This is a genomic window from Pseudomonas sp. KH_024_B2 (assembly GCF_057839965.1).
Window position 1 is genome coordinate 5,016,465 of record NZ_CM174502.1, and the last position, 23,857, is coordinate 5,040,321.

Below are 23,857 nucleotides of genomic sequence, written 5' to 3' on the forward strand. Positions count from 1 at the left end.
CAAACCCCTCCTGAGCCTCGCCAAACTCGTTGAGCCCCAATACAGGCCCGGACCCAACTCACGTCAATTCAACGATCCTGGTCTTTGATTTGCGGCCAGCAAGCTGGCCAGCAGACGCGGTAATTGTCGACCGAAAGCAGGAGCATCCCGACCGTACCGCCAGCATCCGAACACTGTCGCATGCTGTAAAAATTCACTTACTCCAGACACGCCAACGCGGGAGCAAGCTCCCGCGCGGCGACATCCTACCAGTCACCGCTTAATCGCAGTCAACCGGCCGACCAAAGCTAACTTACTTGTGGTCTTTCACTTCTTCGAACTCGGCGTCGACAACGTCATCAGCTTTTTCAGCCGATTCAGCTGGCTTGGCCGCCGCATCTGCCGGGTTGGCTTGCTCGGCGTACATTTTCTGAGCAACTGGAGCCGACACCTTGGACAGCTCTTCAACCTTGGCCTCGATGACAGCCTTGTCGTCGCCCTTGATAGCGGTCTCAAGTGCAACCAGAGCAGCTTCGATCGCGGTTTTCTCTTCAGCAGACACTTTGTCGCCAGCATCCACGATCATTTTGCGAGTCGAGTGAACCAGGGCATCACCCTGGTTACGGGCAGAGACCAGCTCTTCGAACTTGCGATCTTCTTCGGCGTTGACTTCAGCATCACGAACCATCTGCTGAATTTCTTCCTCGGACAGACCGGAGTTGGCCTTGATCACGATCGACTGAGTCTTGCCGGTAGCCTTGTCTTTGGCGCCTACGTGCAGGATGCCGTTGGCATCGATGTCGAAGGTCACTTCGATTTGCGGCACGCCACGTGGAGCCGGTGGAATCTCGGCCAGGTCGAACTTGCCCAGGGACTTGTTCTGCGCGGCTTGCTTACGCTCGCCTTGCAGGACGTGAATGGTCACTGCGCCCTGGTTGTCATCGGCAGTCGAGAACACCTGGGATTTCTTGGTAGGAATCGTGGTGTTTTTCTCGATCAGCGCAGTCATCACGCCGCCCATGGTTTCGATACCCAGAGTCAGCGGGCTGACGTCGAGCAGCAGAACGTCTTTCACGTCACCGGCCAATACCGCGCCCTGGATAGCAGCACCCATGGCTACAGCTTCGTCCGGGTTAACGTCTTTACGAGCTTCTCTACCGAAGAACTCGGTCACCAGCTTCTGAACCAGTGGCATACGGGTCTGACCGCCGACCAGGATCACGTCGTTGATCGCGCCAACGTCGATACCGGAATCCTTGAGTGCGATACGGCAAGGCTCGATCGTGCGCTGAACCAGGTCTTCAACCAGCGCTTCCAGCTTGGCGCGCGAGATTTTCACGTTCAAGTGCTTAGGACCGGTCGCATCTGCAGTGATGTACGGCAGGTTGACGTCGGTCTGCAGGCTGGAGGACAGCTCGATCTTGGCTTTTTCAGCAGCTTCTTTCAGGCGCTGCATCGCCAGCGGGTCACCCTTGAGGTTCATGCCGCTTTCTTTCTTGAATTCGTCGACGAGGTAGTCGATCAGACGAATGTCGAAGTCTTCACCGCCGAGGAAAGTGTCACCGTTGGTGGACAACACTTCGAACTGGTGCTCGCCATCGACTTCAGCGATTTCGATCACGGAAACGTCGAAAGTACCGCCGCCCAGGTCGTAAACGATCACGGTGTGATCGCCCTTGGCCTTGTCCATACCGTAAGCCAGAGCGGCTGCGGTTGGTTCGTTGATGATACGTTTTACGTCCAGACCCGCGATGCGACCGGCATCTTTGGTGGCTTGACGCTGACTGTCGTTGAAGTAGGCCGGAACGGTGATCACCGCTTCGGTCACGGTCTCACCGAGATAGTCTTCGGCGGTCTTCTTCATCTTCTTCAGGATTTCAGCCGAAATCTGCGGCGGAGACATTTTCTGGCCGTTGACTTCGACCCATGCATCGCCGTTATCCGCCTTGACGATCTTGTAAGGGACCATCTGGATGTCTTTCTGTACGACTTCTTCGTCAAAACGACGACCGATCAAACGCTTCACCGCATACAGGGTGTTGTGCGGATTGGTCACAGCCTGACGCTTGGCCGATTGGCCAACCAGGATTTCACCGTCGTTGGCATAGGCAACGATCGACGGAGTAGTACGCGCGCCTTCGGCGTTCTCGATGACTTTGGCTTTGCCGTTTTCAAGCACGGAGACGCAGGAGTTAGTAGTCCCCAGGTCGATACCGATAATTTTGCCCATGTTAACTCTCCATAAACTTTTGATTTGGTTGCCGCAGCAGTGGTGGCTAACTGCGGTAGCACTTAAACGCTTGACTTCTAAATGGGGGCCTTGCGGCTAATTTCAAGCCTGTTCGTCAATCGAAGGCGCAACCGCGGCAGGCGCCTTGCTGACTACAACCATGGCCGGACGCAGCAAGCGACCATGGAGCTGATAACCCTTCTGAAACACCTTGAGCACGCTGTTTGGCTCAACGTCGGCGCTTTCCTGCATGGCCATCGCCTGGTGCTGCGAGGCATTGAAGGGTTCACCTTCAGGATCGATCGCCTCCAGGTGATAACGCTTCAGGGTGTCCTGGAACATTTTCAGGGTCAGCTCGATCCCTTCGCGCATTGGGCGAATGCTTTCGTCGTCCGGGTTGGACAACTCCAGACCACGCTCCAGGCTGTCGATGATCGGCAGCAGGTCACCGGCAAATTTTTCCAGCGCGAACTTGTGGGCTTTTTCCACGTCTTGCTCGGCACGACGGCGGACGTTCTGCAGATCGGCAGCGACACGCAAAGCCTGATCATGGGCGCCAGCCAGTTGCTCTTCGAGCAGTTGTACACGAGCCGCCAGGTCATCACCCGAATCCTGGGAAGCCTGATCGGCGTCGAGATTTTGCGTATCCAGCGTCTGTTCGTCAGCCATAGATTTCTCCTTTCAATTTCGTCCGCGAGCTCAACTCGCGCTTCTGCCCCGGTATATGGGGTCGCAATTTTCAGGTTCAAGGGCTGACAGAGGGGCAAAAGACCTTAACCCTTCAAAATATCCGGGCATCATCATTCCTGAGTGCGCTAAAAAATACAGGCACTCAAGCAAATCGAGCTAAGGGGAGGCATTGTCAGCCAGAAACAAAACACTGTATAAATAACCATACCTAACACCTGGGAGCGGCTTCTATGCTGGTGCACCTGTCCGTACATAACTACGCCATTGTTGAACACCTCGATCTCGAACTGGATCGCGGGATGAGCGTAATCACAGGCGAAACCGGCGCCGGCAAGTCGATCATGCTCGACGCTCTGGGCCTGACCCTCGGTGATCGCGCCGACAGCGGCGTCGTTCGCCCGGGTGCGGACAAGGCCGATATTCTGGCCACCTTCGATCTGGCGGACATTCCAGAAGCCAGCACCTGGCTGGCCGAGCGCGACCTCGACAGTGACGGTCCGTGCATTCTGCGCCGGGTAATCACTGCCGAAGGACGCTCACGCGGTTACATCAACGGCACCCCCTGCCCGCTCGGCGACCTGAAAGCCCTCGGCGAACTGCTGATCGATATTCACAGCCAGCACGAACACCAGTCCCTGCTGAAAACCGACACCCATCGCCGCCTGCTCGACGAATACGCCGGCGCCACCGACCTGGCCCGCCAGGTACAACTCGCCGCCCAGCGCTGGCGCCAGACCCGCCAGGAACTGGAGCATCTTTCCAACTCCGGCGATGAACAGCGCGCCCGACATCAACTGCTCAGCTACCAACTCGAGGAGCTGGAAAACCTCGGCCTTGGCGAGAATGAGCTGGAGCAACTGGAACAAGAACACAAAAACCTGACCAATGCCGAGACCCTGCTGGGCATTTGCCGACAGGTTGTCGAGCAGTGCAGTGAAAGCGATTCAGGAAATGTCCTCAATGCCCTGACGGCCAGCCTTAATCGCCTATCGAGCGTGAACAACTCCACAGGCGCCCTGGGCGAAGCGACCAATTTGCTGACGAGTGCGCAGATTCAGGTTGAAGAAGCCGTTGGCGAACTGAATCGGTTTCTCGATCACTTCGACGCTGATCCGGCACGCCTTCAGCAAACCGAGGAACGCCTCGATACGATTTATACACTGGCCCGCAAACACCGCATCCAACCCACCGAAGTCGCGGATATGCAGCAAAAGCTGCTGGACGAGATCGAAACACTGAACGCCAACGACGAATCCATTGAGCGCCTGGGTGACGAGCTGGCGTCATTTGCCCGGCATTATCAGGAGAAAGCCAGAGAGCTGAGCGATTTGCGCCAACAGGCGGCAACCAGCCTGGCCAGCGCCGTCGAAATCGAGATCCAGCGCCTCGGCATGCCCGGTGGGCGCTTCACCATCGAGCTGCGCCCCAACACCAGTAATGAACTGCTACCTAATGGCCTGGAGCAGGTGGAGCTACTGGTCAGCGCCAACCCTGGACAACCACTCAAAGCGCTGGCCAAAGTGGCGTCGGGCGGCGAGCTTTCACGGATCAGCCTGGCCATTCAGGTCATTACCGCACAAACGTCCCGGGTACCAACGCTGGTGTTCGACGAAGTGGACGTCGGTATCGGCGGGCCGACCGCCGAAATTGTTGGTCAACTGCTGCGACGGCTGGGCGAGCGCGGACAAGTTCTGACCGTCACCCACTTGCCGCAAGTGGCTGCCCAGGGTCACCAACACCTTTTCGTGCACAAAGTCCGCGGCAGCGATGCCACCCACACCGCTGTATCAAGGCTGGGTAAAACCGAACGGGTCGAGGAAGTGGCGCGCATGCTGGGCGGCATCGATCTCACCAAGGAATCCCTGGCGCACGCGAAGAAGATGGTTGTCACCGCAAAAATCTGAGACGGCAGAAAGCACGAAGGCGACCCCGCAGTCTGCGAAAGTCGCCTTCGATCGTTTCGCGGTCTCCCGCGCGACATGCTTACTTTTTCTTGCGTACGTACAACACCAAATTGTGATCCACCATCTCGAAGCCATGCTTCTCAACGATCGCCTTTTGAAGTTTCTCGATTTCTTCGTCGAAGAATTCGATGACCTCGCTGGTCTCAACGTTGACCATATGGTCGTGATGTTTGCCGTCATCCAGCTCGAATACCGCGTGACCGCCGTCGAAATTATGACGGACCACCAGTCCAGCTGCTTCGAACTGAGTCAGAACACGGTAAACCGTGGCCAGACCGACATCCTCACCAGCTTCCATCAGCGCCTTGTAAACATCTTCGGCACTCATGTGTCGCTGCTGGGCAGAATCGAGCATTTGTAGAATTTTGACCCGTGGCAGGGTCACTTTGAGGCCGGCTTTACGTAGTTCGCTATTTTCAACCATGGTCAGCTTTCTCGCGGATGCTGCTTCGCAGCTTCTCTTAATGCGGGTATGATCGGGGTTTACGTTGTCCCAGCCAAGATAGTGGAAGTCGCCCACCGATGCAAAACACCAAGCTCCTGCTAACCAGTTTCACCTTTGTGGGACTGCTCGCACTCGCCGGTTGTTCATTCCCCGGGGTTTACAAAATCGACATCCAGCAGGGCAATGTCGTCACGCAGGACATGATAGACCAGTTACGCCCGGGAATGACCCGTCGGCAAGTACGGTTTATTATGGGCAACCCTCTGCTGACCGACACGTTCCATGCCGATCGCTGGGATTACCTGTATAGCCTGCAACCCGGTGGCGGTGAACGCCAACAGGAACGCGTCAGCGTTATCTTCAATGGCAATGACCAACTCGTCAGCCTGTCGGGCGATTTCATGCCTGGTGTAAGCCGTGACGAAGCCATTCTCGGCAAGGACAGCGGCACTACAGTGACGGCTCCTGCGGAAAGTGTCGAGAAGCCAAAACCAGAGAAACCGGTCAAGCCGGGCTCCCTGCTGGATCAGATTCAGAAGGACGTGGACAAAGTAGAAACTGTTCCGATCCCGACTCCAGAGCCGTTGGAAACTTCGCCGCAATAATTTGCAACACAACAAAAAGCCCGGCATGCCCGGGCTTTTTGTTGCCTGTCGTTTAGTGAAGCTATTGATCCCGTGCTTTTGCTTGCGCGGCTTTAGCGGCGCGCAATCGGCGGACTTCTTTGGGATCGGCCAGAAGCGGGCGATAAATTTCTATTCGATCCCCCGCCTGCACTGCTCGACTATCCGGATCAGTTACCACTTTGCCAAAAATCCCCAGCGGACAATTCGCCAGATCCAGCTCGGGAAACTGTACGCCGATTCCCGAACTCAACAGGGCCGCACGCAGAGTAGAGCCCGCCGGCACAGCGACCTTGAGTAACACCTGACGATCAACGGCGGCATACACCACCTCGATCTCAACCAATGACTCAACCATGAAGCTGCTTGGCGCGCTGGCAGAAAGCATCGACCAGGGTGTTGGCGGCCTGATTGAACAACGGCCCCAAGGTTGCCCGGACAATCGGGCCCGCATAATCAAAGGCCAGATCAAGACTGATCTTGCAGGCCTTCTCACCCAGCGGCTTGAACACCCAGACACCGTGCAACTGATTGAACGGGCCTTCTTCCAGATTCATTTCAATCGAATGCCCCGGGACCAAGGTGTTGCTCGTTACGAAATGCTGGCTGAGCCCGCCTTTGGCAACGGCAAGGCTGGCGCGCATGTGCTCGTCACTGACCTCCAGAACCTCGGCAGAAGAGCACCATGGCAAGAACTCCGGGTAACGCGCCACATCATTGACCAGGTCATAGAGGGCTTGCGCCGGATAAGGCAGCAGGGCCGAACGTTGAATATGTGTCGTCATGTCAGCGTCACTTCCACAGCTGGGCGGCAAACACTACGAGAATGCCGATTGGCGCCACATAGCGCATCAAGAACAAGGTCAAAGCGAACAGAACCGGACTGCGGATCGACAACTCATCACGTACAGCCTCACGCCCCATTACCCACCCCGCAAACACCACGAAACACAAACCACCGAGGGGCAACATGATGCGCGAGGTGAAGAAATCGATCACGCCAAAGAAGTCCAGGCCGCTTGCCGCACCCCATTGGTAGAGATGAAAACCGGCACCATCGTTCACGAAAAATTTGGCTTGCTGCCAGATATTGAAGGAGAACACCGTCCCCAAACCCACGAACCAGCAGATAAACGCCAGCCAGAAAGTCACCCAGCCACGGCGGATATCAGTCCGCTCGACCAGGTAAGCCACCATCGGCTCCAGCAAGGAAATCGCCGAACTCCAGGCAGCGATTGCCACCAGAATGAAGAAAATGACGCCCATCACCTGGCCGAATGCCACGTTACCAAAAGCGAATGGCAAGCTGACGAACATTAGCCCGGGCCCTTCGCTCGGGTTCAGGCCGGCGGCAAACACAATCGGAAACAATGCCAGTCCCGCCAGCAGCGAGACGAAAGTGTCCAGCAGCGCCACGCCGACAATCGTCCCGGAGATCGACGAATTCTTCGGCATATAAGCGCCGTAGATCATGATCGAGCCGACACCGACGCTCAGCGAGAAAAACGCATGGCCCATGGCAGGCAGCAAGCCGTCGAGCAGCTTGTCCGGATGGAAGTCGAACATGAAATGCACGCCTTCCATAAAGTGTCCTGTGGTCAGGCTGTAGCCCAACAGGATCACTATCATCACGAACAGCAGCGGCATCATGATCCGCAGGCTGCGCTCCAGACCGGCGACCACTCCCTTGGCGATCACCACGGCCGAGAGCAGCATGAAAATCGTATGCCAAAGTGTCAGGCGCCAAGGGTCGGCAATCACGCCGCCGAAATACGCACCCACCTGGTCCGCCGTCACACCCTGGAAGTCGCCACGCCCCATATCGATGATGTAATCCAGCGACCAGCCGCCCACCACACTATAGAAAGACAGAATCAGCAACGCCGTGATCATCCCGGCAAAAGCCCCCCAGGACCACTTGGCAGAGTGCCCCGCCTCTAGCGCCAGCACCTTCAAGGCATTCGCCGGACTTTGCCGGGCGCGGCGACCGATCAGGGTTTCGGCCAGCATCACTGGCACGCCGATCAACGCGATACAGGCCAGGAACACCAGCACGAACGCACCGCCGCCGTAGACGCCGACCATGTAGGGAAATTTCCAGATACTACCCAGGCCCACGGCCGAACCGGTCGCAGCGAGTATAAAGACCCAGCGGCTAGCCCATCCGCCGTGGACAGAAACCTTGTCTGTCGACATCGTTAACACGCCCAACCGATCAAAAAAGAGGGCGCATTGTCCGGGATTCACTCAACGTGCTCAAGCACGCAGCTTCACCGTAGCCGACAAGCGTGCAACTCCCTATAATGCCGCCCCTATGGCTAAGCAAAAGAAACACCCAACAGGGACCATCGCGCAAAATAAAAAGGCGCGTCACGATTACTTCATCGAACACCGTTTCGAGGCTGGTCTGGTCCTGGCCGGCTGGGAAGTAAAGAGTCTGCGTGCAGGCAAGGCACAACTGGTCGACAGTTACGTGCTGCTCAAGGATGGCGAGGCCTGGCTGCTTGGTAGCCATATCTCCCCCCTGACCACCGCCAGTACGCATGTCATCGCCGACCCCACGCGCAGTCGCAAACTGCTGCTCAACCAGCGAGAGCTGGAAAAGCTGTTTGCCGCCGTGCAGCAGAAGGGTTACGCCTGCGTCTGCCTGGCGCTCTACTGGAGCAAGCACTTGATCAAGTGCGAGATCGCTCTGGGCAAGGGCAAGAAGGAATACGACAAGCGTCATACCGAACGCGAACGCGATTCCGATCGTGAATTGCAGCGTGCGGTGCGCAGCAAGGGCAAGGAAGACTAGTTCTTCTTGCCTGCTGAATGAGCGAGCTTTTGTGGCGAGGGAGCTTGCTCCCGCTCGGCTACGTAGTAGTCGTAAAAACCTGTGGATGCATTCTGCCTGAAGAATCGCGTTGACTGGTCTTGGGGCCGCTTCGCGCCCCAGCGGGAGCAAGCTCCCTCGCCACAGTAAACTCCACTCCCGCTCTACATCCCCTTGCGCCGCTCCGCCCGGGCCATGCGCTGCACTTCCTGACGCACCTCTTCCAGCACTTCCTGCACATATAGAATGTGTCGACTGGAGACTTCCCGCGCCTGCTCCGCCCGCCCTTCGATAATCGCCAGATACAATTCCCGATGCTGACTGATCAGCATGTCGCGGGTTTCGCTGCGCTGCTTGTACATGCCTCCAATGTTGGTCACCACGTTACGCTTGAGCAAATCGAACAGGCCGCGAATGGTGTGCAGCAACACCGCGTTATGGCTGGCCTCGGCAATCGCCAGGTGGAATTTCGCATCCGCCGCGCCCTCCTCCAGCCGGCTCACTTCACCTGAGCGCGAATAGCAGTCCTGCAACTCGTCAAACGCTGCGGTCAACCGCTCGCGATCGACTTCGGTCGCCCGCAATGCCGCGTAATAAGCACAGGACGCTTCGAGGGTATGTCGAAACTCAAGCAGATCGCGTTGCGCTTCGGGGTTGCTTTCCAACAGATGAAGCAGCGGATCGCTGAAGGTCGAACCCAGGGATTCCACCACATAATTCCCCCCGCCCTGACGACTGACCAGCAGCCCTTTGGCCGCCAGCTTCTGGATCGCCTCGCGCAATGAAGGACGGGACACACCAAATTGTTCGGCCAGCGCTCGCTCGGCCGGAAGCCGCTCGCCAGACTTCAGCGTGCCCTCGAGGATCATCCCCTCGAGCTGCTCGACAATATCGTCAGACAAACGGCGCTGACGAATCTGATCAAACCCCATAACTCATTCTCCACGATCCCGACGGCTCGCCGGGCTCTCTATTCTGGCCTATTGGCGCCACGCCAGCACCTACCAGACAGCGTTTGATTGACCCGATCAGAAGACATTTGCGCAGCGCATTCGACAAAAGTCTGAGGGCGACAAATTGACACGTCACACATAAGGCTTTTAACCTAGCCCACAGCGATTGTAAATTGGTATTACCAATTAACCAAGAACGCTGACCAGTGCCTGACCAACAACAATTAGGGGCCACCCCATATGCAAACCTGGCAACAGCTCTACAGCCCGCTCGGCAGTCTCGGCTTGTCCGCGCTCGCGGCCGTCATCCCCATCGTATTTTTCTTCCTGGCCTTGGCCGTGTTCCGTCTCAAAGGACACATCGCCGGCAGCATTACCCTGGCGTTGTCCATTGCCGTGGCAATCTTCGCGTTCCAGATGCCGGTCGATATGGCCTTCGCAGCGGCCGGGTATGGCTTCGCCTACGGCCTGTGGCCGATTGCGTGGATCATCGTGGCAGCGGTGTTCCTCTACAAACTGACGGTCAAAAGCGGCCAGTTCGAAGTCATCCGCAGCTCAGTGCTGTCGATTACCGACGACCAACGCCTGCAAGTGCTGCTGATCGGCTTCTGCTTCGGCGCCTTCCTGGAAGGTGCCGCCGGCTTCGGCGCTCCGGTAGCGATTACCGCTGCACTGTTGGTCGGCCTGGGCTTCAACCCGCTGTATGCTGCCGGCCTGTGTCTGATCGCCAACACTGCGCCCGTCGCATTCGGCGCATTGGGGATTCCGATCATCGTCGCCGGGCAAGTCACCGGCATCGACGCGTTCAAGATCGGCGCCATGGCCGGGCGCCAACTGCCACTGTTGTCAGTGTTCGTGCCGTTCTGGCTGGTGTTCATGATGGATGGCCTGCGCGGCGTTCGGGAAACCTGGCCGGCGGCACTGGTGGCCGGTTTGAGCTTTGCCGTCACCCAATACTTCACTTCGAACTTCATTGGCCCGGAGCTGCCGGACATCACCTCGGCGCTGGCCAGCCTGATTTCTCTGACGCTATTCCTGAAAGTCTGGCAGCCAAAACGCGCCGCAGGCGCACACATCGTCGGCGCCGTCTCGGCTTCCGTGGTGGCCAGCGTCGGTGGTTTCGGCCAGAAGCGCACCACCGTGGCTTCGCCTTACAGCCTGGGGGAAATTTTCAAAGCCTGGTCGCCGTTCCTGATCCTCACCGTGCTGGTCACGATCTGGACGCTGAAACCGTTCAAGGCCATGTTCGCTGCAGGTGGCTCGATGTATAGCTGGGTATTCAACTTCGCTATCCCGCACCTGGATCAAATGGTGATCAAGATCGCACCGATCGTGACGGCCCCGACGGCGATGCCGGCGGTGTTCAAACTCGATCCGGTTTCCGCGACCGGCACGGCGATTTTCTTCTCCGCGCTGATCTCGATGCTGGTGCTGAAGATCAACTTAAAAACTGGTCTGACCACTTTAAAAGAGACCTTTTACGAACTGCGCTGGCCGATCTTGTCCATTGGCATGGTGCTGGCCTTCGCCTTCGTCACCAACTACTCGGGCATGTCTTCGACCATGGCCCTGGTGCTGGCAGGTACAGGCGCGGCGTTCCCGTTCTTCTCGCCGTTCCTCGGTTGGCTGGGGGTGTTCCTGACCGGTTCCGATACCTCATCCAACGCGCTGTTCAGTTCGCTGCAAGCGACTACCGCACACCAGATCGGCGTCAGCGATGTCTTGCTGGTGGCGGCGAACACCAGCGGTGGCGTGACCGGCAAGATGATTTCGCCGCAATCGATCGCCGTGGCCTGCGCCGCGACCGGTCTGGTGGGCAAGGAATCCGATCTATTCCGCTTCACTCTCAAGCACAGCCTATTCTTTGCCACCATCGTCGGCCTGATCACCCTGGCTCAGGCCTACTGGTTCACCGGCATGCTGGTGCATTAAGAACCACCCGCGTTACGGTAAAAACCGACGCCGGACCATGACTTCGGCGTCAGCTATTCACAACCCGGTCTGCAAGGCTGCTGAAAGCTTCAGGTTCTATATTTCAGTGGCTGCACCAGACGGATAACCGGGACCACCCGGAGACACGCCTGATGAGCGAGCTTTTTTACAACGCGGTGCCCAACGCGACCCGCGTCGCACCGCCACTGCCCGAACCGCGCCAATACCCGAGCGAGAAACCGCAAAGGGTCTATCTGTTCGGTACGTGCGTGGTCGACTTGTTCTACCCAGAAGCCGGGATGGACGCGATTCACCTGCTCGAACGCGAAGGCATTCGGGTCGAGTACCCGCAAGGGCAAAGCTGCTGCGGGCAACCGGCCTATACCTCGGGTTACACCGAGCAAGCGCGGCAGGTGGCACGCTCGCAACTGGCGCTGTTCGCCGGGGATTATCCGGTGGTGGTGCCGTCCGGTTCATGCGCCGGGATGCTGCGCGAACACTACGCCGACTTGTTCAAGGACGAGCCGGATACGTTGAAACAGGTTCAAGCCTTGGCTGCGCGGACCTTTGAGCTGGCCGAGTTCCTGCTGTTTGTCTGCAAGGTACAGCTCAAGGACAGCGGCGCACCGGTCAAAGTGGCGCTGCACACCTCGTGCTCGGCGCGGCGGGAAATGAACACCCATTTGCATGGGCGTGAGTTGCTCTCACAGCTGAGCAACGTGAAACGGGTAGAACACAGCCACGAAAGTGAATGCTGTGGCTTTGGCGGGACTTTCAGCGTCCGAATGCCGGACATCTCCGGTGCGATGGTCGCCGACAAGACCCGTGCGCTGAAGGAATCCGGCGCGCACCAGGTACTGAGTGCCGACTGCGGCTGTTTGATGAACATCAATGGCTCGCTGGAAAAACAGCAAGAAGCGTTACGCGGCCAACATCTGGCCAGCTTCCTCTGGCAGCGTACCGGAGGTGCGAAATGAGCACGCCGGAGCTGATTCCTGTTCACCAAGAGCACGTAGAAGTGCAGGAAGATTTTCGCGCCCGGGCTCACAAGGCTTTGGCCGACACGCAACTGCGAAACAACTTTCGCAGCGCGATGGATTCACTGATGAGCAAACGTGCGGCGTCGTTCAGCGATGCTCACGAAAGAGAACATTTACGATCGCTCGGCAATGCAGTCCGCGCTCGTGCGTTATCAAAGCTGCCCGACCTGCTCGAGCAGCTTGAACAGAACCTGACCCGCAACGGTGTGACAGTGCACTGGGCGGAAACGGTGGACGAGGCCAATGGCATCGTCCTCTCGATCATCCGGGCTCACGAGGCGCGGCAAGTGATCAAGGGCAAATCGATGGTCAGCGAAGAGATGGAGATGAACCATGTCCTCGAAGCTCAAGGCATTGAATGCCTGGAGTCGGACATGGGCGAATTTATCGTCCAGCTCGATCACGAGAAGCCTTCACACATCATTATGCCGGCGATCCACAAGAATGCCGGTCAGGTCGCGTCCTTGTTCCACGACAAACTTGGCGTGGAGTACACCAAGGACGTAGACCAACTCATTCAGATCGGTCGCAAGGTCCTGCGGCAGAAATTCTTCGAAGCGGACATCGGCGTCTCCGGCGTCAACTTCGCCGTGGCCGAAACCGGCACCTTGCTGCTGGTGGAAAACGAAGGCAACGGCCGCATGTCCACCACCGTGCCACCGGTGCACATTGCCGTCACCGGGATCGAGAAAGTCGTCGAGAACCTGCGCGACGTGGTTCCCCTGCTTTCGCTGCTGACCCGCTCAGCCCTCGGCCAGCCGATCACCACCTACGTCAACATGATCTCCGGCCCGCGCAAGGAACATGAACTCGACGGTCCGCAAGCAGTGCATCTGGTGCTGCTGGACAACGGTCGCAGCCAGGCCTTTGCCGACAGTGAACTGCGCCAGACCCTGAACTGCATCCGCTGCGGCGCCTGCATGAACCATTGCCCGGTTTACACCCGCATCGGCGGCCATGCCTATGGCGAGGTTTACCCCGGCCCGATCGGCAAAATCATTACCCCACACATGGTCGGTCTGGCAAAAGTCCCGGATCATCCGAGCGCCTCATCGCTGTGCGGTGCCTGCGGTGAAGTCTGTCCGGTGAAAATTCCGATCCCGGCGTTGCTGCGCCGCCTGCGCGAAGAAAACGTCAAAGCCCCGGACAGCCCTCATCCAGTGATGCGCGGCCAGGGCAGCAAGTACTCGCGCAAAGAGCGTTTCATCTGGAACGCCTGGGCCCGGCTGAACGCCTCGCCAACCTTGTATCGGCTGTTCGTGTTCTGCGCCACCCGCCTGCGCGCCCTGACTCCGAGCAACGTCGGCCCCTGGACGCAAAACCACAGCGCGCCGAAACCTGCCGCCCGTTCACTGCACGACATGGCCCGCGAGCACCTGGCCAAACAGGGAGATCGTTGATGAGCGCCAAGCAGAACATCCTCAACAAGCTGCGCAAAAGTCTGGCCGGCACTACGCCTGTGGCCGACAACTTCGACGAAGCACTGGTGACCGAGTCCTGGACTTATCCACCGCAGCAGCGCATCGCCCAACTGTGCAAACAGATGGAAGCGGTCCACACCGAAATCCACCTGACGTCCGAACAGGCGTGGCCCGCGCTGCTCGCGCAACTGTTGCATGACCGCCAGCTGCCAAGCCTGTTGATCGCGCCGACAACGCCACACGGCCAGCGCGTGACCGAGCACTGGGCGCAACATCCGACGCTGCCAACACTCAAAGCCTACGACCGCCCCGTGGAAGAATGGAAAGCCGAGCTGTTCAACGACACCCCGGCCAGCCTTACCACCACCCTCGGGGCCATTGCCGCCACCGGCAGCCTGATCATCTGGCCGACCCGCGAAGAGCCACGCTTGATGAGCCTGGTGCCGCCGGTGCATTTCGCGCTGCTCAAGGCCAGCGAAATCCATGACAATTTCTATCAGGTGCAGATGCAGTTCGAGTGGGCCCAAGGCATGCCGACCAACGCTTTGCTGGTGTCCGGCCCGTCGAAGACTGCCGACATCGAACAAGTCCTGGCTTACGGTGCTCACGGTCCGAAAGACCTGGTTGTATTGATCCTGGAGGACCAATGAGTCTACCGGCCGCTTTTCTGCGCGATGCACAACAACTGATTCCCCAGGATCGGCGTTTCGATGATCCGCTCTCGACCCTCGCATTCGGCACCGACGCCAGCTTCTATCGCTTGATTCCCAAACTGGTGATTCGCGTCGAGTCCGAAGACGAAGTGGTCGCCCTGCTGAAACTGGCGCAACGCGACCGGGTTCCGGTGACTTTCCGCGCGGCGGGCACCAGTCTCTCAGGGCAGGCCATCAGCGACTCGGTGCTGATCGTCCTAGGCGATAGCTGGGGCGGCAAAGAGATTCGCGGCCAGGGCACGCAGATCCGCCTGCAACCGGGTGTCATCGGTGCTCAGGCGAATGCCTGGCTCGCGCCGTTCGGACGCAAGATCGGCCCGGACCCGGCCTCGATCAATGCCTGCAAAATCGGCGGCATCGTCGCCAACAACGCCAGCGGCATGTGCTGCGGCACGGCGCAAAACACCTATCACACCCTCGCTGGCATTCGTCTGGTACTGGCTGATGGCAGTCGTCTCGATACCGAGGACGCGGCGAGCGTCGCTGCCTTCCGTGACAGTCATGCGGACCTGCTGGAACGACTGGCAACCCTCAGCCGCGAGACTCGCGCCAACACCGAACTGGCCGCGAAAATCCGCCACAAATATCGCCTGAAAAATACCACTGGCCTGTCGCTCAATGCCTTGGTGGATTTCGACGAGCCGCTGGATATTCTCAGCCACCTGTTGGTGGGCTCCGAAGGCACGCTCGGCTTTATCAGCGCGGTGACCTACGACACCGTGATCGATCATCCGAACAAAGCCTCGGCGCTGATCGTCTTTCCTGATGTCGAAACCTGCTGCAACGCCGTCACCGTCCTGAAAAGCCAACCGGTCTCGGCCGTCGAACTACTCGACCGCCGCAGCCTGCGCTCGGTACAGGACAAACCGGGGATGCCGGCGTTCGTTCAGCAACTGTCGGCCAACGCCTGCGCCTTGTTGATCGAGTCCCGCGCCGCCACTTCAACGCTGCTGCAGGAACAACTGGCGCAGATCATGACTTCGCTGGTCTCGTTTCCCGTGGAGAAGCAGGTCGACTTCACCGAAGACCCGGTGGAAAACGCCAAACTCTGGGCGATCCGCAAAGACACCTTCCCCGCCGTCGGCGCAGTGCGCAAAACCGGCACCACGGTGATCATCGAAGACGTGACCTTTCCGGTGGAACAACTGGCCATCGGCGTGAACCGGCTGATCGAACTGTTCGACAAGCATCACTATGACGAAGCGATCCTGTTCGGCCATGCCCTGGAAGGCAATCTGCACTTCGTCTTCACCCAGGGCTTCAACAGCGCGGAGGAAGTCGCGCGCTACCAGGCCTTCATGGACGACGTCGCGCAACTGGTGGCTGTAGAGTTTGGCGGTTCGCTGAAAGCCGAACACGGCACCGGGCGCAACATGGCGCCCTTCGTCGAGCTGGAATGGGGCAGCGACGCTTACCAGCTTATGTGGGCAATCAAGCGACTGCTCGATCCGAACGCAATTCTCAATCCGGACGTGGTCCTCAGCGAAGACCCGCAAATCCACCTCAAGCACCTCAAGCCGCTGCCCGCCGCCGACGAGATTGTGGATAAGTGCATCGAGTGCGGCTTCTGTGAACCGGTCTGCCCGTCGAAAGGCCTGACCCTGAGCCCGCGCCAACGCATCGTGATCTGGCGCGATATCCAGGCGAAAAAACGCGCCGGCATCGACACCTCGGAGCTGGAAGAGGCCTACCAATATCAGGGCCTCGACACCTGCGCCGCCACCGGTCTGTGCGCGCAACGTTGCCCGGTGGGCATCAACACCGGCGAACTGGTGAAGAAGCTGCGCAGCCGCACCGCCACCCACACAAAAACCGCTGACTGGCTGGGCACGCACTTTGAAACCGCACTGCAAGGCGCGCGCTTCACCCTGCACGCCGCCAACGGGGCGCGCATGTTGCTGGGTGCGCCGCGGCTGGCGAAGATTTCTGCTGCAGTGACCAGACTGTCCAAAGGCAAAGTCCCGCAATGGACCAACGCCATGCCGCAACCGGAACGGGCGATTCGCTTCAGTCCGGCGGTGACAGATCAACGGCCGCGGGTGGTCTATCTGGCGGCCTGTGTATCGCGGGTCATGGGGCCCGCGGCGGGCGACAAGGAGCAGATGCCGCTCTATGACAAGACCCGTGGCCTGCTGGAAAAGGCCGGTTACCAAGTGGTGTTCCCGGACAATCAGGACAGCCTGTGCTGTGGTCAGCCGTTCGCCTCCAAGGGCTACGCGGAACAGGCCGAACACAAGCGCCAGGAGCTGATCGGCGCACTGCTGCACGCCAGCCGCGGCGGGCTCGATCCGATCTACTGCGACACCAGCCCCTGCACCTTGCGTCTGGTACAAGACCTCGGTGATGTGCGGCTGGACCTGTACGACCCGGTACGGTTTATCCGCACCCACTTGATGGACAAACTCGACTTCACGCCTCAGGAAGAACCGATCGCGGTACATGTCACCTGCAGTACCCAGCACCTCGGGGAAAGCCAGGCGCTGATCGATCTGGCCCGCCGTTGCAGCAACAACGTGGTTATCCCCGAGGGTATTCACTGCTGTGGTTTTGCCGGCGACAAAGGCTTCACCACACCCGAGTTGAATGCTCATTCGCTGCGCAGCTTGAAGGATGCGGTACAGCATTGCAGCGAAGGCATTTCCACCAGTCGCACCTGTGAAATTGGTCTGACTCGGCACGGCGGGATCGATTATCACGGGCTGGTCTACCTCGTGGACCGGGTCACCCAGGCCAGAGCGGTCTGACACCGCGGAACGAAAAAAGGGGCGTTTTGCCCCTTTTTCGTATCCGCGTCCCGGAAAAATCTCTCACTCCATCGTAAGCAAAACAGAACCCTTGCGCGCCGTCACAGTCCATTTATTAGGCCCCAATGAGCGTGGCCCACTGCCCATTCGTTTTAGGAGATACCCATGAAGCGTTCCGCCCTGGCTGGACTGCTCATCACTGCAACACTGCTGGCCTCCCCCGCGTACGCTTCAAACGAGAGCGATCAGTGCGTAATGAACCTCCAGGCAGTCAATAGCAAGCTGGCCAGCGCTGCCACGCTGGACGCCGCCACCAAAGGTGAGGCCATCACCAAAACCGAGCGAGCCAAAGCCGCCCACGAAGCAAAGAATGACAAAGAGTGTGTTTCCCTGACGCAGCAGGCGCTCCAGGAGATTCAAAGCCACACCAATAGCCAATAGGGCCGGCCCAGAGCCAATCCAGCGTTGGCCCTGACACGCAAGCACGGACAGAAGGTCGACTCGCCGCGCGCATTGGCGTACACTGTGCCTACCTGCTGGTTACACACAGCAGGTTCGGGGCCGTTTAGGATTCGACGCCGGTTGCGAAACTCTAGGTGCATGCCGAGTTGGTAACAGAACTCGTAAATCCACTGTTGCAACTACTTATAGTTGCCAATGACGAAACCTACGGGGAATACGCTCTCGCTGCGTAAGCAGCCTTAGCCCTTCCCTCCTGGTCACTTCGGTGCCAGCAATCATCAGGGGATGTCTGTAAACCCAAAGTGATTGTCATATAGAACAGAATCGCCGTGCAGTACGTTGTGGACGAAGCGGCTAAAACTCACACAACTCGCCCAAAGCACCCTGCCCGTCGGGTCGCTGAGGGTTAACTTAATAGACACGGCTACGCATGTAGTACCGACAGCGGAGTACTGGCGGACGGGGGTTCAAATCCCCCCGGCTCCACCAAATAAGCGTTACAAATCAGGCACTTGGCGATTATCGCAAGTGCCTTTTTTGTGCCTGAATGGGTGGTTTTGGCTCGGTTATGCCAGCTTAATGACAGCCTCTATACCTACCCTGCGAACCATTCTCCGCCTCACGTCCTCACGAATGTTTTCAGTCGTTTTTGTGTTGTGAAATCGCACCCCAGCTACCGGGAGGGCGTATTAAATGGGTGTCGGCTTACTCACAGAGACCCATACATGCCGACATATACCCACAAAAAGTATCTGATCAGCCATGCCACCCTGCAGCGTTGCTTTGACAAAAGCCGCTCCGGCTTAGAGAAAATGCGCGAATCAGATCTCAGCTTCCCCCGCCCAATCAAATTCGGGCAGAGCAAACAGGCTGCAATATATTTTGTCGTCGCGGAGGTGGAAGCCTGGCTGGAGAAAAAAATTCTCGAGCGAGATGGAGATGCACTCGACATCGTAAGGCGGGATGAGCAATGACCAAATACGAGCGGCTCCCTGCTTTTACAGTGGAGATGCCTGATCCTGCGCTTTCCTTGTTTTTGAACCCGAGCATTGTTCCAATCCCACTCCCAAACGGTCTTCCGAAGGTCATGCCTTGGCGCGATGAACTCCTGCCAATGGACCTGTGCGAGCACGTTCGCGATATAGCTGAACGCACCCAGTGTCCGCCAGATTTTGTTGGAGTGGCGCTGCTGGTTGCTATCAGCGCCGTGGTCGGTCGCAAGTTTTCCATCCACCCGAAGCAACATGATGACTGGACTGTGATTCCCAACCAGTGGGGCGTCATCATTGGTCGCCCATCAGCGATGAAGTCCCCCGCGTTAAAACGAGCTTTACGTCCTTTGGAAGCACTGGAATCAAAGGAGCGAACAAAGCACTGTCAGGCTGAAGCCGACCACAATGCAAACTGCGAACTGCTTGAGATGGAGCGCAAGAGCGCCAGAGAGAAAGCAAAAAAACTTCTCAACAACGGAGACAAAAGTGCAGCACTCGCTGAGTTGAACAGATTTTCCAGTGACCCACAGGCTCCGGTCCCGCGCAGATACATTGTCAACGACTCTTCCGTTGAGAAGCTTGGAGAGCTGCTCAACGAGAACCCCAATGGACTGTTGCTCGCGCGTGACGAGCTCGGTGGTTGGTTGGCGACAATACAGAGTGAGGAAGGCTCCGTAGCCAGAGCCTTCTACCTGGAGTGCTTTGATGGAAATGGATCGTTCACCTACGACCGAATCGGTCGCGGCACCATTTTCATCGAGTCATGCTGCTTATCGTTGATAGGATGTATTCAACCATCCCGAATAGAATCCCTTGTACGTGCAGCAATCAACGGTGAAATGGATGATGGTCTGATTCAACGCATGCAACTCGCCGTATATCCCGACGATGCTCGTGAATGGCGACTCGTGGACCGAATGCCCAATAAAGCCGCTGCTGAGCGAGCAGAGAGGGTTATCGAAAAGCTAGACCAACTCCCCGATGCACCTCGCTCCGAACTCAGATTCAGCACTGAGGCGCAGGAGATATTTAATGCGTGGTATTCCCGTCACATGCAGCAAATCAGATGTGGAGATTTGCATCCAGCATTGCAATCTCACTACATGAAAATGCCGCAAACCATTGCTGGATTGGCCCTTCTGTTTGAGCTAATCGACGGAGGAATGCAGGAGGTACGTAGCGCTGCAACCACACGAGCGGTCAAGTGGGCGGATTACCTTATGAGCCACGCCGAGAGGTTTTACGGCGTTGCAATCAACGCTCCGCTACTGGGGGCACGGTTGATCTTGGAGCGACAGCGGAAATTGCCCGAGCCGTTTACCCCACGGGAGGTACGCCAGAAGAACTGGACGGGATTGGGCTCCCAGGACGCTGTAAACAATGCACTCGCAATTCTGCTGGAACACGACTTCATTGTTGGTTACGAGGTTGCCGGCGAGAAAGGAGGACGTCCGTCAACACGATATGTTTGGCGGAGAACGTAGGCTCGACCCGACCGATTTACTCAAAAAGGCCTGCGATCTCGCCTACAAAACCTACGAAAGCCAGTTTTGTAGGTTTTGTAGGTACCTCTCTTTTCCTATTCATGGAAATCGGTAAGTGGTGGACGGTCTGCTTGGAAAATCCAGCCATTACCGAGATAAAGCCCCCCAACCAAGAAAAGCCGTTCAGTGGGCGCTCTTCTTGGGTGGGAATAGCTGCCCTCTCCGCTTATTCAGTTCAAGAAAAGGATCGCAAGACATTACCTGCTTTGGACCAGTGTTGTTTGGGTTACCAAGCAACACTGGTAGCCTATAGCCATCAAGACAAGGAGTTCACGATGCAAAAACAAACAACGATTCGCATGACCATCCTTACAGCGACAATAGCGGTACTGGTTGGCTGCGCAGGGGCAACGCAGGAAAACACTGTGCAGCTTCCCGATCCCAAAGATGTACCGAAAGAGAAATGGTCTGATGCCATGAACATCCTGACCGCCATGGGGATTTCTGGTCAGCGTGACGTTCCGCTTGATCTGATTGCTAAAGCACCAGGAGGTATGACAGCGGCACCCTCTGGTGGTGTAGCTGCAGACGCAGCTTTGGCAGGTGTTAACTTTGTTGCCCCTCCTGCCGGACTCAGCAGTGGCGTGGCTTCTGGGGTTGGAATTGGCCTGATGCTACTAGGCGGTTCAAGCGATCCAGCACGGACTTACCAGACCGCCGCATGGGTGCCCAGCGAACTCGCACACTCACCCGAGGAAGCATCCACGCTTGTGCTGAAAACCATGGAGGACGCAAGGAAAAAATCGTTCCCGAAGGCTCGATCCTCTCTGGCTTTGCAAGTCGGGATGTACCCAAGTAATCACTCTCGTGCCTATCCGAACCCGGCGGCGTTTCTTGCAGACCGCCCCACTCCGTTTACTGCAACTAACGCCTCCCCACCCGAATTCGTGAAGGCGAAAAGCGCTTACGGGCCGATCTTCATTCTGAACAATCGGTTCACGGTGGACGGGAGCAAGAACGATCTAACACCGGCCGAAGCCATGCAGCTCATGTCGCAAAACCTCCCTGAATGGTTTTACATCTACCATCCTGGCCAACAGCTGCGAAAGAACGCTAAACCAGCAGCAATACTCAACCAAGGGAAGGCCATGTACTTTGTCGGTAAGTAAGCCGCCGTCGGCAAGCACATAGCTACCAAGGCCGAGGCAGAACAATCGAACAATCGAACAATCGAACAATGTCGTAGTGTGAAACATCTAGCAGCGCGCTCACCTGGTAAGGCGCTCCTGACGGTGTTCACGATGCAACCAAGGGAGATAACTGCGACAGATTGCGCCCTGAAGACGCGGTAGCAGCAGTGGAGCCGCAACGGCTCCGCATAGCCGAGAGAAGTAGATCAGCCAACAGGAAAAGCGGGCGTATCAGGCCATGTCAGCATTTGTTTGTGCTGGAGTTGCCCGACTCCTACTAGCGGCCGCCGATCTATATTGGATCAACTGTTGCCGCTGGTGAGGGGCAACAGCCGACCAGAAACCGCAATTCGGGTGCTCCTACGAAATTAATTCGCCCCTCCTAAGGGGAAGGTTGGCAGTTCGAACCTGCCCTGGGACACCAATAAAACAAGGCGCTTTCTGGAAAATCCCTAACAGCATGAAATACTCGTGACAGCAGGGTGACAGCAAGCGCAGATGAAAAAGCCCCGCTCAGGCTGAACTTGGCGGGGCTTTTTTGTGTCGGCTATCGAATCGCCAACTATGGGATTTTCACAGACAGTCCAGAGTTAGGTCCCGGAGGAACGCCCAATGCCGGCTCTACGCCTGGGGAGTTACGGAGATCTTCGAGTAACTGCTCAGGGGCGAACCTTCTTCCTATGACCGCTTCTGACTCTGGACGAGGTGCCGCTGAGTGTCGCGCACGATACGCTACCAGTTCAGGGATTTGTTCTTCGATGGCTTTAAGGCATAGGCCGCGGACGAAGTAACGGTTGAATTCGCCCTCTGCGAGGGTTTCTGGGGCGTTATGTGGGACTTGCGCTAGCGTGAACCCACCTTTTGGCTTGGCTTTTTGCTCTTGGGTTTTTATCAGTCGACGAGCTCTTATCTGATCGGCTAGCCAGTCATCCGAATGATTGGCTGCTGCCTCTTTCAACAGTTCGGGCCAGGCTTTTACTCCCTCTTCAGTTAGACGCTTGCCAGAAAAAAGCTTATCCGCGCGAATGTCTGCTTCAATTTCTTGAACCATATGCTCACGTGAGCGTGCGTCAATATTCCTGTAATCAAGACCCATGATAGTTTTCCTTATTCGATCCATGGCAGGGCAGATCTATGCTGCCCGTTTCTGCGTTCACTTCACGCGGAAACCTTGACGCTAGCACTTTGATGGCGATGGTCAAACTTGGCCAAGAGCAACGGGAGTGTTCAGCGTGACGATGAATCTTTGATTCGAAGCACTGTGGTGGTGGAGCAGTCAGCGTGTCGTGCTGTTGCGCGGATTCCCAAGCCTGCGCCAAGCAACTCCTTAACTCGTTTGTGCAGATCGGCGTCAACCGGGCGCCCCTGGTACTTGCCGGCGGCCTTGGCTTTCTCGATGCCTTGGGCCTGACGCTCGCGGCGCTGCTCGTAATCCTTACGCGCAATGGCGGCCATCATTTCCACCAGCATTGAGTTGATCGCCCCCAGCATTCTGCCGGTGAACTCGTCGCCCTTGGTGTCCTGCATTCCCTGGTGACTCGTTGGCAAGTCGAGCGCGACGATGCGCAGCCCCTTGGAATCAATCGCAGCCTTGAGCTTCTGCCAGTCCTCTACAGGAAGGCGTGAGAGGCGGTCGATCGACTCCACCAGCAGTACGTCACCCTTGCGCGCATCTTTGAGCAGACGCAACAGTTCAGGCCGGTCTGCGGTCGCACCGCTGGCATTCTCCAGGTACACACTGGCAATCGTCTTGTCGTGATCGGCGGCGAACTGCTCGAGTGATTCGCGGGCGCGGCCGGCGTCCTGCTCTTCGGTCGATGCTCGGAGGTATGCGCGGATGAACATGATGGGTGCCTGTATCAGTTAGGGTGTTCTCATAACACTGTTTCACTTTGGGTGTTACTTATCAAGCGAAAAGGCTGAAAAAGGCAAAATCTGCCCGTATCTGGATAGGCATACCCTAAAAATCAACGACAGAACAAGGCCGATTACCCGCACTCGGACTGATACGCAGCCGATGACAGCGATTGGAGAAACTGAGGACTACCTGAATTCTGTATTTGTCAGTAGCAATTCCAACCAGGAATGGCGACGTATTGAAAGAAATACCTCTTACTTCACTTTCCCACTGACGCGCCTTTCCAAGACCTAGGCAACAACTTTGACAGGGAAAAAACGAT

The 23,857-nt window shown here is 57.4% G+C and carries 21 protein-coding genes and 1 other RNA gene; 13 read left to right on the top strand and 9 right to left on the bottom strand.

Annotated elements, in window-relative coordinates:
* Positions 1–292: 292 nt before the first annotated feature.
* Both dnaK and grpE read right to left on the bottom strand, forming a co-directional pair.
* Complete coding sequence (gene dnaK, locus AC3I0A_RS23285) at positions 293–2,209, bottom strand: molecular chaperone DnaK (RefSeq protein WP_489374924.1); 1,917 nt, start codon at positions 2,207–2,209, stop codon at positions 293–295.
* Positions 2,210–2,311: 102 nt separating this feature from the next.
* On the bottom strand, positions 2,312–2,878 hold the full coding sequence (gene grpE, locus AC3I0A_RS23290) for a nucleotide exchange factor GrpE (protein ID WP_489374925.1): 567 nt from the start codon (positions 2,876–2,878) through the stop codon (positions 2,312–2,314).
* 251 nt (positions 2,879–3,129) lie between these two features.
* Here grpE and recN point away from each other — a divergent pair, with 251 nt between their 5' ends.
* Positions 3,130–4,803, top strand: coding sequence for a DNA repair protein RecN (recN, locus tag AC3I0A_RS23295; protein WP_489374926.1), 1,674 nt, complete (start codon positions 3,130–3,132; stop codon positions 4,801–4,803).
* 79 nt (positions 4,804–4,882) lie between these two features.
* Here the strand turns inward: recN and fur are convergent, their stop codons facing one another.
* Entirely contained in the window at positions 4,883–5,287 is a 405-nt protein-coding gene (fur, locus tag AC3I0A_RS23300; protein ID WP_489378584.1) for a ferric iron uptake transcriptional regulator, read from the bottom strand.
* Between the two features lie 98 nt (positions 5,288–5,385).
* On the opposite strand from fur, the gene AC3I0A_RS23305 reads away from it, so the two are divergent.
* Entirely contained in the window at positions 5,386–5,913 is a 528-nt protein-coding gene (locus AC3I0A_RS23305) for an outer membrane protein assembly factor BamE (protein ID WP_489374927.1), read from the top strand.
* A 61-nt stretch (positions 5,914–5,974) separates the two neighbouring features.
* Here AC3I0A_RS23305 and AC3I0A_RS23310 read toward each other — a convergent pair whose 3' ends face one another.
* Genes AC3I0A_RS23310 through AC3I0A_RS23320 form a run of 3 tightly spaced genes read right to left on the bottom strand, consistent with a single transcriptional unit; the run spans position 5,975 to position 8,127 of the window.
* Complete coding sequence (locus tag AC3I0A_RS23310; RefSeq protein ID WP_489374928.1) at positions 5,975–6,289, bottom strand: RnfH family protein; 315 nt, start codon at positions 6,287–6,289, stop codon at positions 5,975–5,977.
* Complete coding sequence (locus AC3I0A_RS23315; protein ID WP_489374929.1) at positions 6,282–6,716, bottom strand: type II toxin-antitoxin system RatA family toxin; 435 nt, start codon at positions 6,714–6,716, stop codon at positions 6,282–6,284. Before AC3I0A_RS23315 ends, AC3I0A_RS23310 begins: the two co-directional genes overlap by 8 nt.
* A 7-nt stretch (positions 6,717–6,723) precedes the next feature.
* Entirely contained in the window at positions 6,724–8,127 is a 1,404-nt protein-coding gene (locus tag AC3I0A_RS23320; RefSeq protein ID WP_489374930.1) for a sodium-dependent transporter, read from the bottom strand.
* A 118-nt stretch (positions 8,128–8,245) separates the two neighbouring features.
* Here AC3I0A_RS23320 and smpB point away from each other — a divergent pair, with 118 nt between their 5' ends.
* The gene (gene smpB / locus AC3I0A_RS23325) at positions 8,246–8,728 is read left to right on the top strand and encodes an SsrA-binding protein SmpB (protein WP_489374931.1); all 483 of its coding nucleotides are present in this window, start codon (positions 8,246–8,248) and stop codon (positions 8,726–8,728) included.
* Positions 8,729–8,910: 182 nt separating this feature from the next.
* Here the strand turns inward: smpB and AC3I0A_RS23330 are convergent, their stop codons facing one another.
* A complete protein-coding gene (locus AC3I0A_RS23330) occupies positions 8,911–9,678 on the bottom strand; it encodes a GntR family transcriptional regulator (RefSeq protein ID WP_489374932.1) in 768 nt (255 codons plus the stop codon).
* 261 nt (positions 9,679–9,939) lie between these two features.
* Here AC3I0A_RS23330 and AC3I0A_RS23335 point away from each other — a divergent pair, with 261 nt between their 5' ends.
* From AC3I0A_RS23335 to AC3I0A_RS23380, 10 genes are all read left to right on the top strand, one after another.
* Positions 9,940–11,631, top strand: coding sequence for a lactate permease LctP family transporter (locus tag AC3I0A_RS23335; RefSeq protein ID WP_489374933.1), 1,692 nt, complete (start codon positions 9,940–9,942; stop codon positions 11,629–11,631).
* A 152-nt stretch (positions 11,632–11,783) separates the two neighbouring features.
* Positions 11,784–12,608: a (Fe-S)-binding protein gene (locus AC3I0A_RS23340; RefSeq protein WP_489374934.1), complete on the top strand. Its 825-nt coding sequence runs from the start codon at positions 11,784–11,786 to the stop codon at positions 12,606–12,608.
* Positions 12,605–14,071, top strand: a complete 1,467-nt coding sequence (locus AC3I0A_RS23345) for a LutB/LldF family L-lactate oxidation iron-sulfur protein (RefSeq protein ID WP_489374935.1) — start codon at positions 12,605–12,607, stop codon at positions 14,069–14,071. The genes AC3I0A_RS23340 and AC3I0A_RS23345 overlap by 4 nt, the downstream gene beginning before the upstream one ends.
* A complete protein-coding gene (locus AC3I0A_RS23350; protein WP_489374936.1) occupies positions 14,071–14,742 on the top strand; it encodes a LutC/YkgG family protein in 672 nt (223 codons plus the stop codon). Before AC3I0A_RS23345 ends, AC3I0A_RS23350 begins: the two co-directional genes overlap by 1 nt.
* Positions 14,739–17,549 carry an FAD-binding and (Fe-S)-binding domain-containing protein gene (locus tag AC3I0A_RS23355; protein ID WP_489374937.1) on the top strand — a complete coding sequence of 937 codons (2,811 nt, stop codon included), beginning with the start codon at positions 14,739–14,741 and terminating at the stop codon, positions 17,547–17,549. The genes AC3I0A_RS23350 and AC3I0A_RS23355 overlap by 4 nt, the downstream gene beginning before the upstream one ends.
* Before the next feature lie 165 nt (positions 17,550–17,714).
* The gene (locus AC3I0A_RS23360) at positions 17,715–17,990 is read left to right on the top strand and encodes a hypothetical protein (protein WP_489374938.1); all 276 of its coding nucleotides are present in this window, start codon (positions 17,715–17,717) and stop codon (positions 17,988–17,990) included.
* 116 nt (positions 17,991–18,106) lie between these two features.
* Positions 18,107–18,500, top strand: a transfer-messenger RNA (tmRNA) gene (ssrA, locus tag AC3I0A_RS23365).
* 236 nt (positions 18,501–18,736) lie between these two features.
* Positions 18,737–18,985, top strand: a complete 249-nt coding sequence (locus tag AC3I0A_RS23370; RefSeq protein WP_489374939.1) for a helix-turn-helix transcriptional regulator — start codon at positions 18,737–18,739, stop codon at positions 18,983–18,985.
* The gene (locus AC3I0A_RS23375; RefSeq protein ID WP_489374940.1) at positions 18,982–20,487 is read left to right on the top strand and encodes a YfjI family protein; all 1,506 of its coding nucleotides are present in this window, start codon (positions 18,982–18,984) and stop codon (positions 20,485–20,487) included. The genes AC3I0A_RS23370 and AC3I0A_RS23375 overlap by 4 nt, the downstream gene beginning before the upstream one ends.
* A 131-nt stretch (positions 20,488–20,618) precedes the next feature.
* Positions 20,619–21,656 carry a hypothetical protein gene (locus AC3I0A_RS23380; RefSeq protein WP_489374941.1) on the top strand — a complete coding sequence of 346 codons (1,038 nt, stop codon included), beginning with the start codon at positions 20,619–20,621 and terminating at the stop codon, positions 21,654–21,656.
* Positions 21,657–22,239: 583 nt separating this feature from the next.
* On the opposite strand, the gene AC3I0A_RS23385 is transcribed toward AC3I0A_RS23380, so the two are convergent.
* Positions 22,240–22,773 carry a hypothetical protein gene (locus AC3I0A_RS23385; RefSeq protein ID WP_489374942.1) on the bottom strand — a complete coding sequence of 178 codons (534 nt, stop codon included), beginning with the start codon at positions 22,771–22,773 and terminating at the stop codon, positions 22,240–22,242.
* A gap of 131 nt (positions 22,774–22,904) precedes the next feature.
* Entirely contained in the window at positions 22,905–23,522 is a 618-nt protein-coding gene (locus tag AC3I0A_RS23390) for a recombinase family protein (protein WP_489374943.1), read from the bottom strand.
* Positions 23,523–23,857 lie beyond the last annotated feature (335 nt).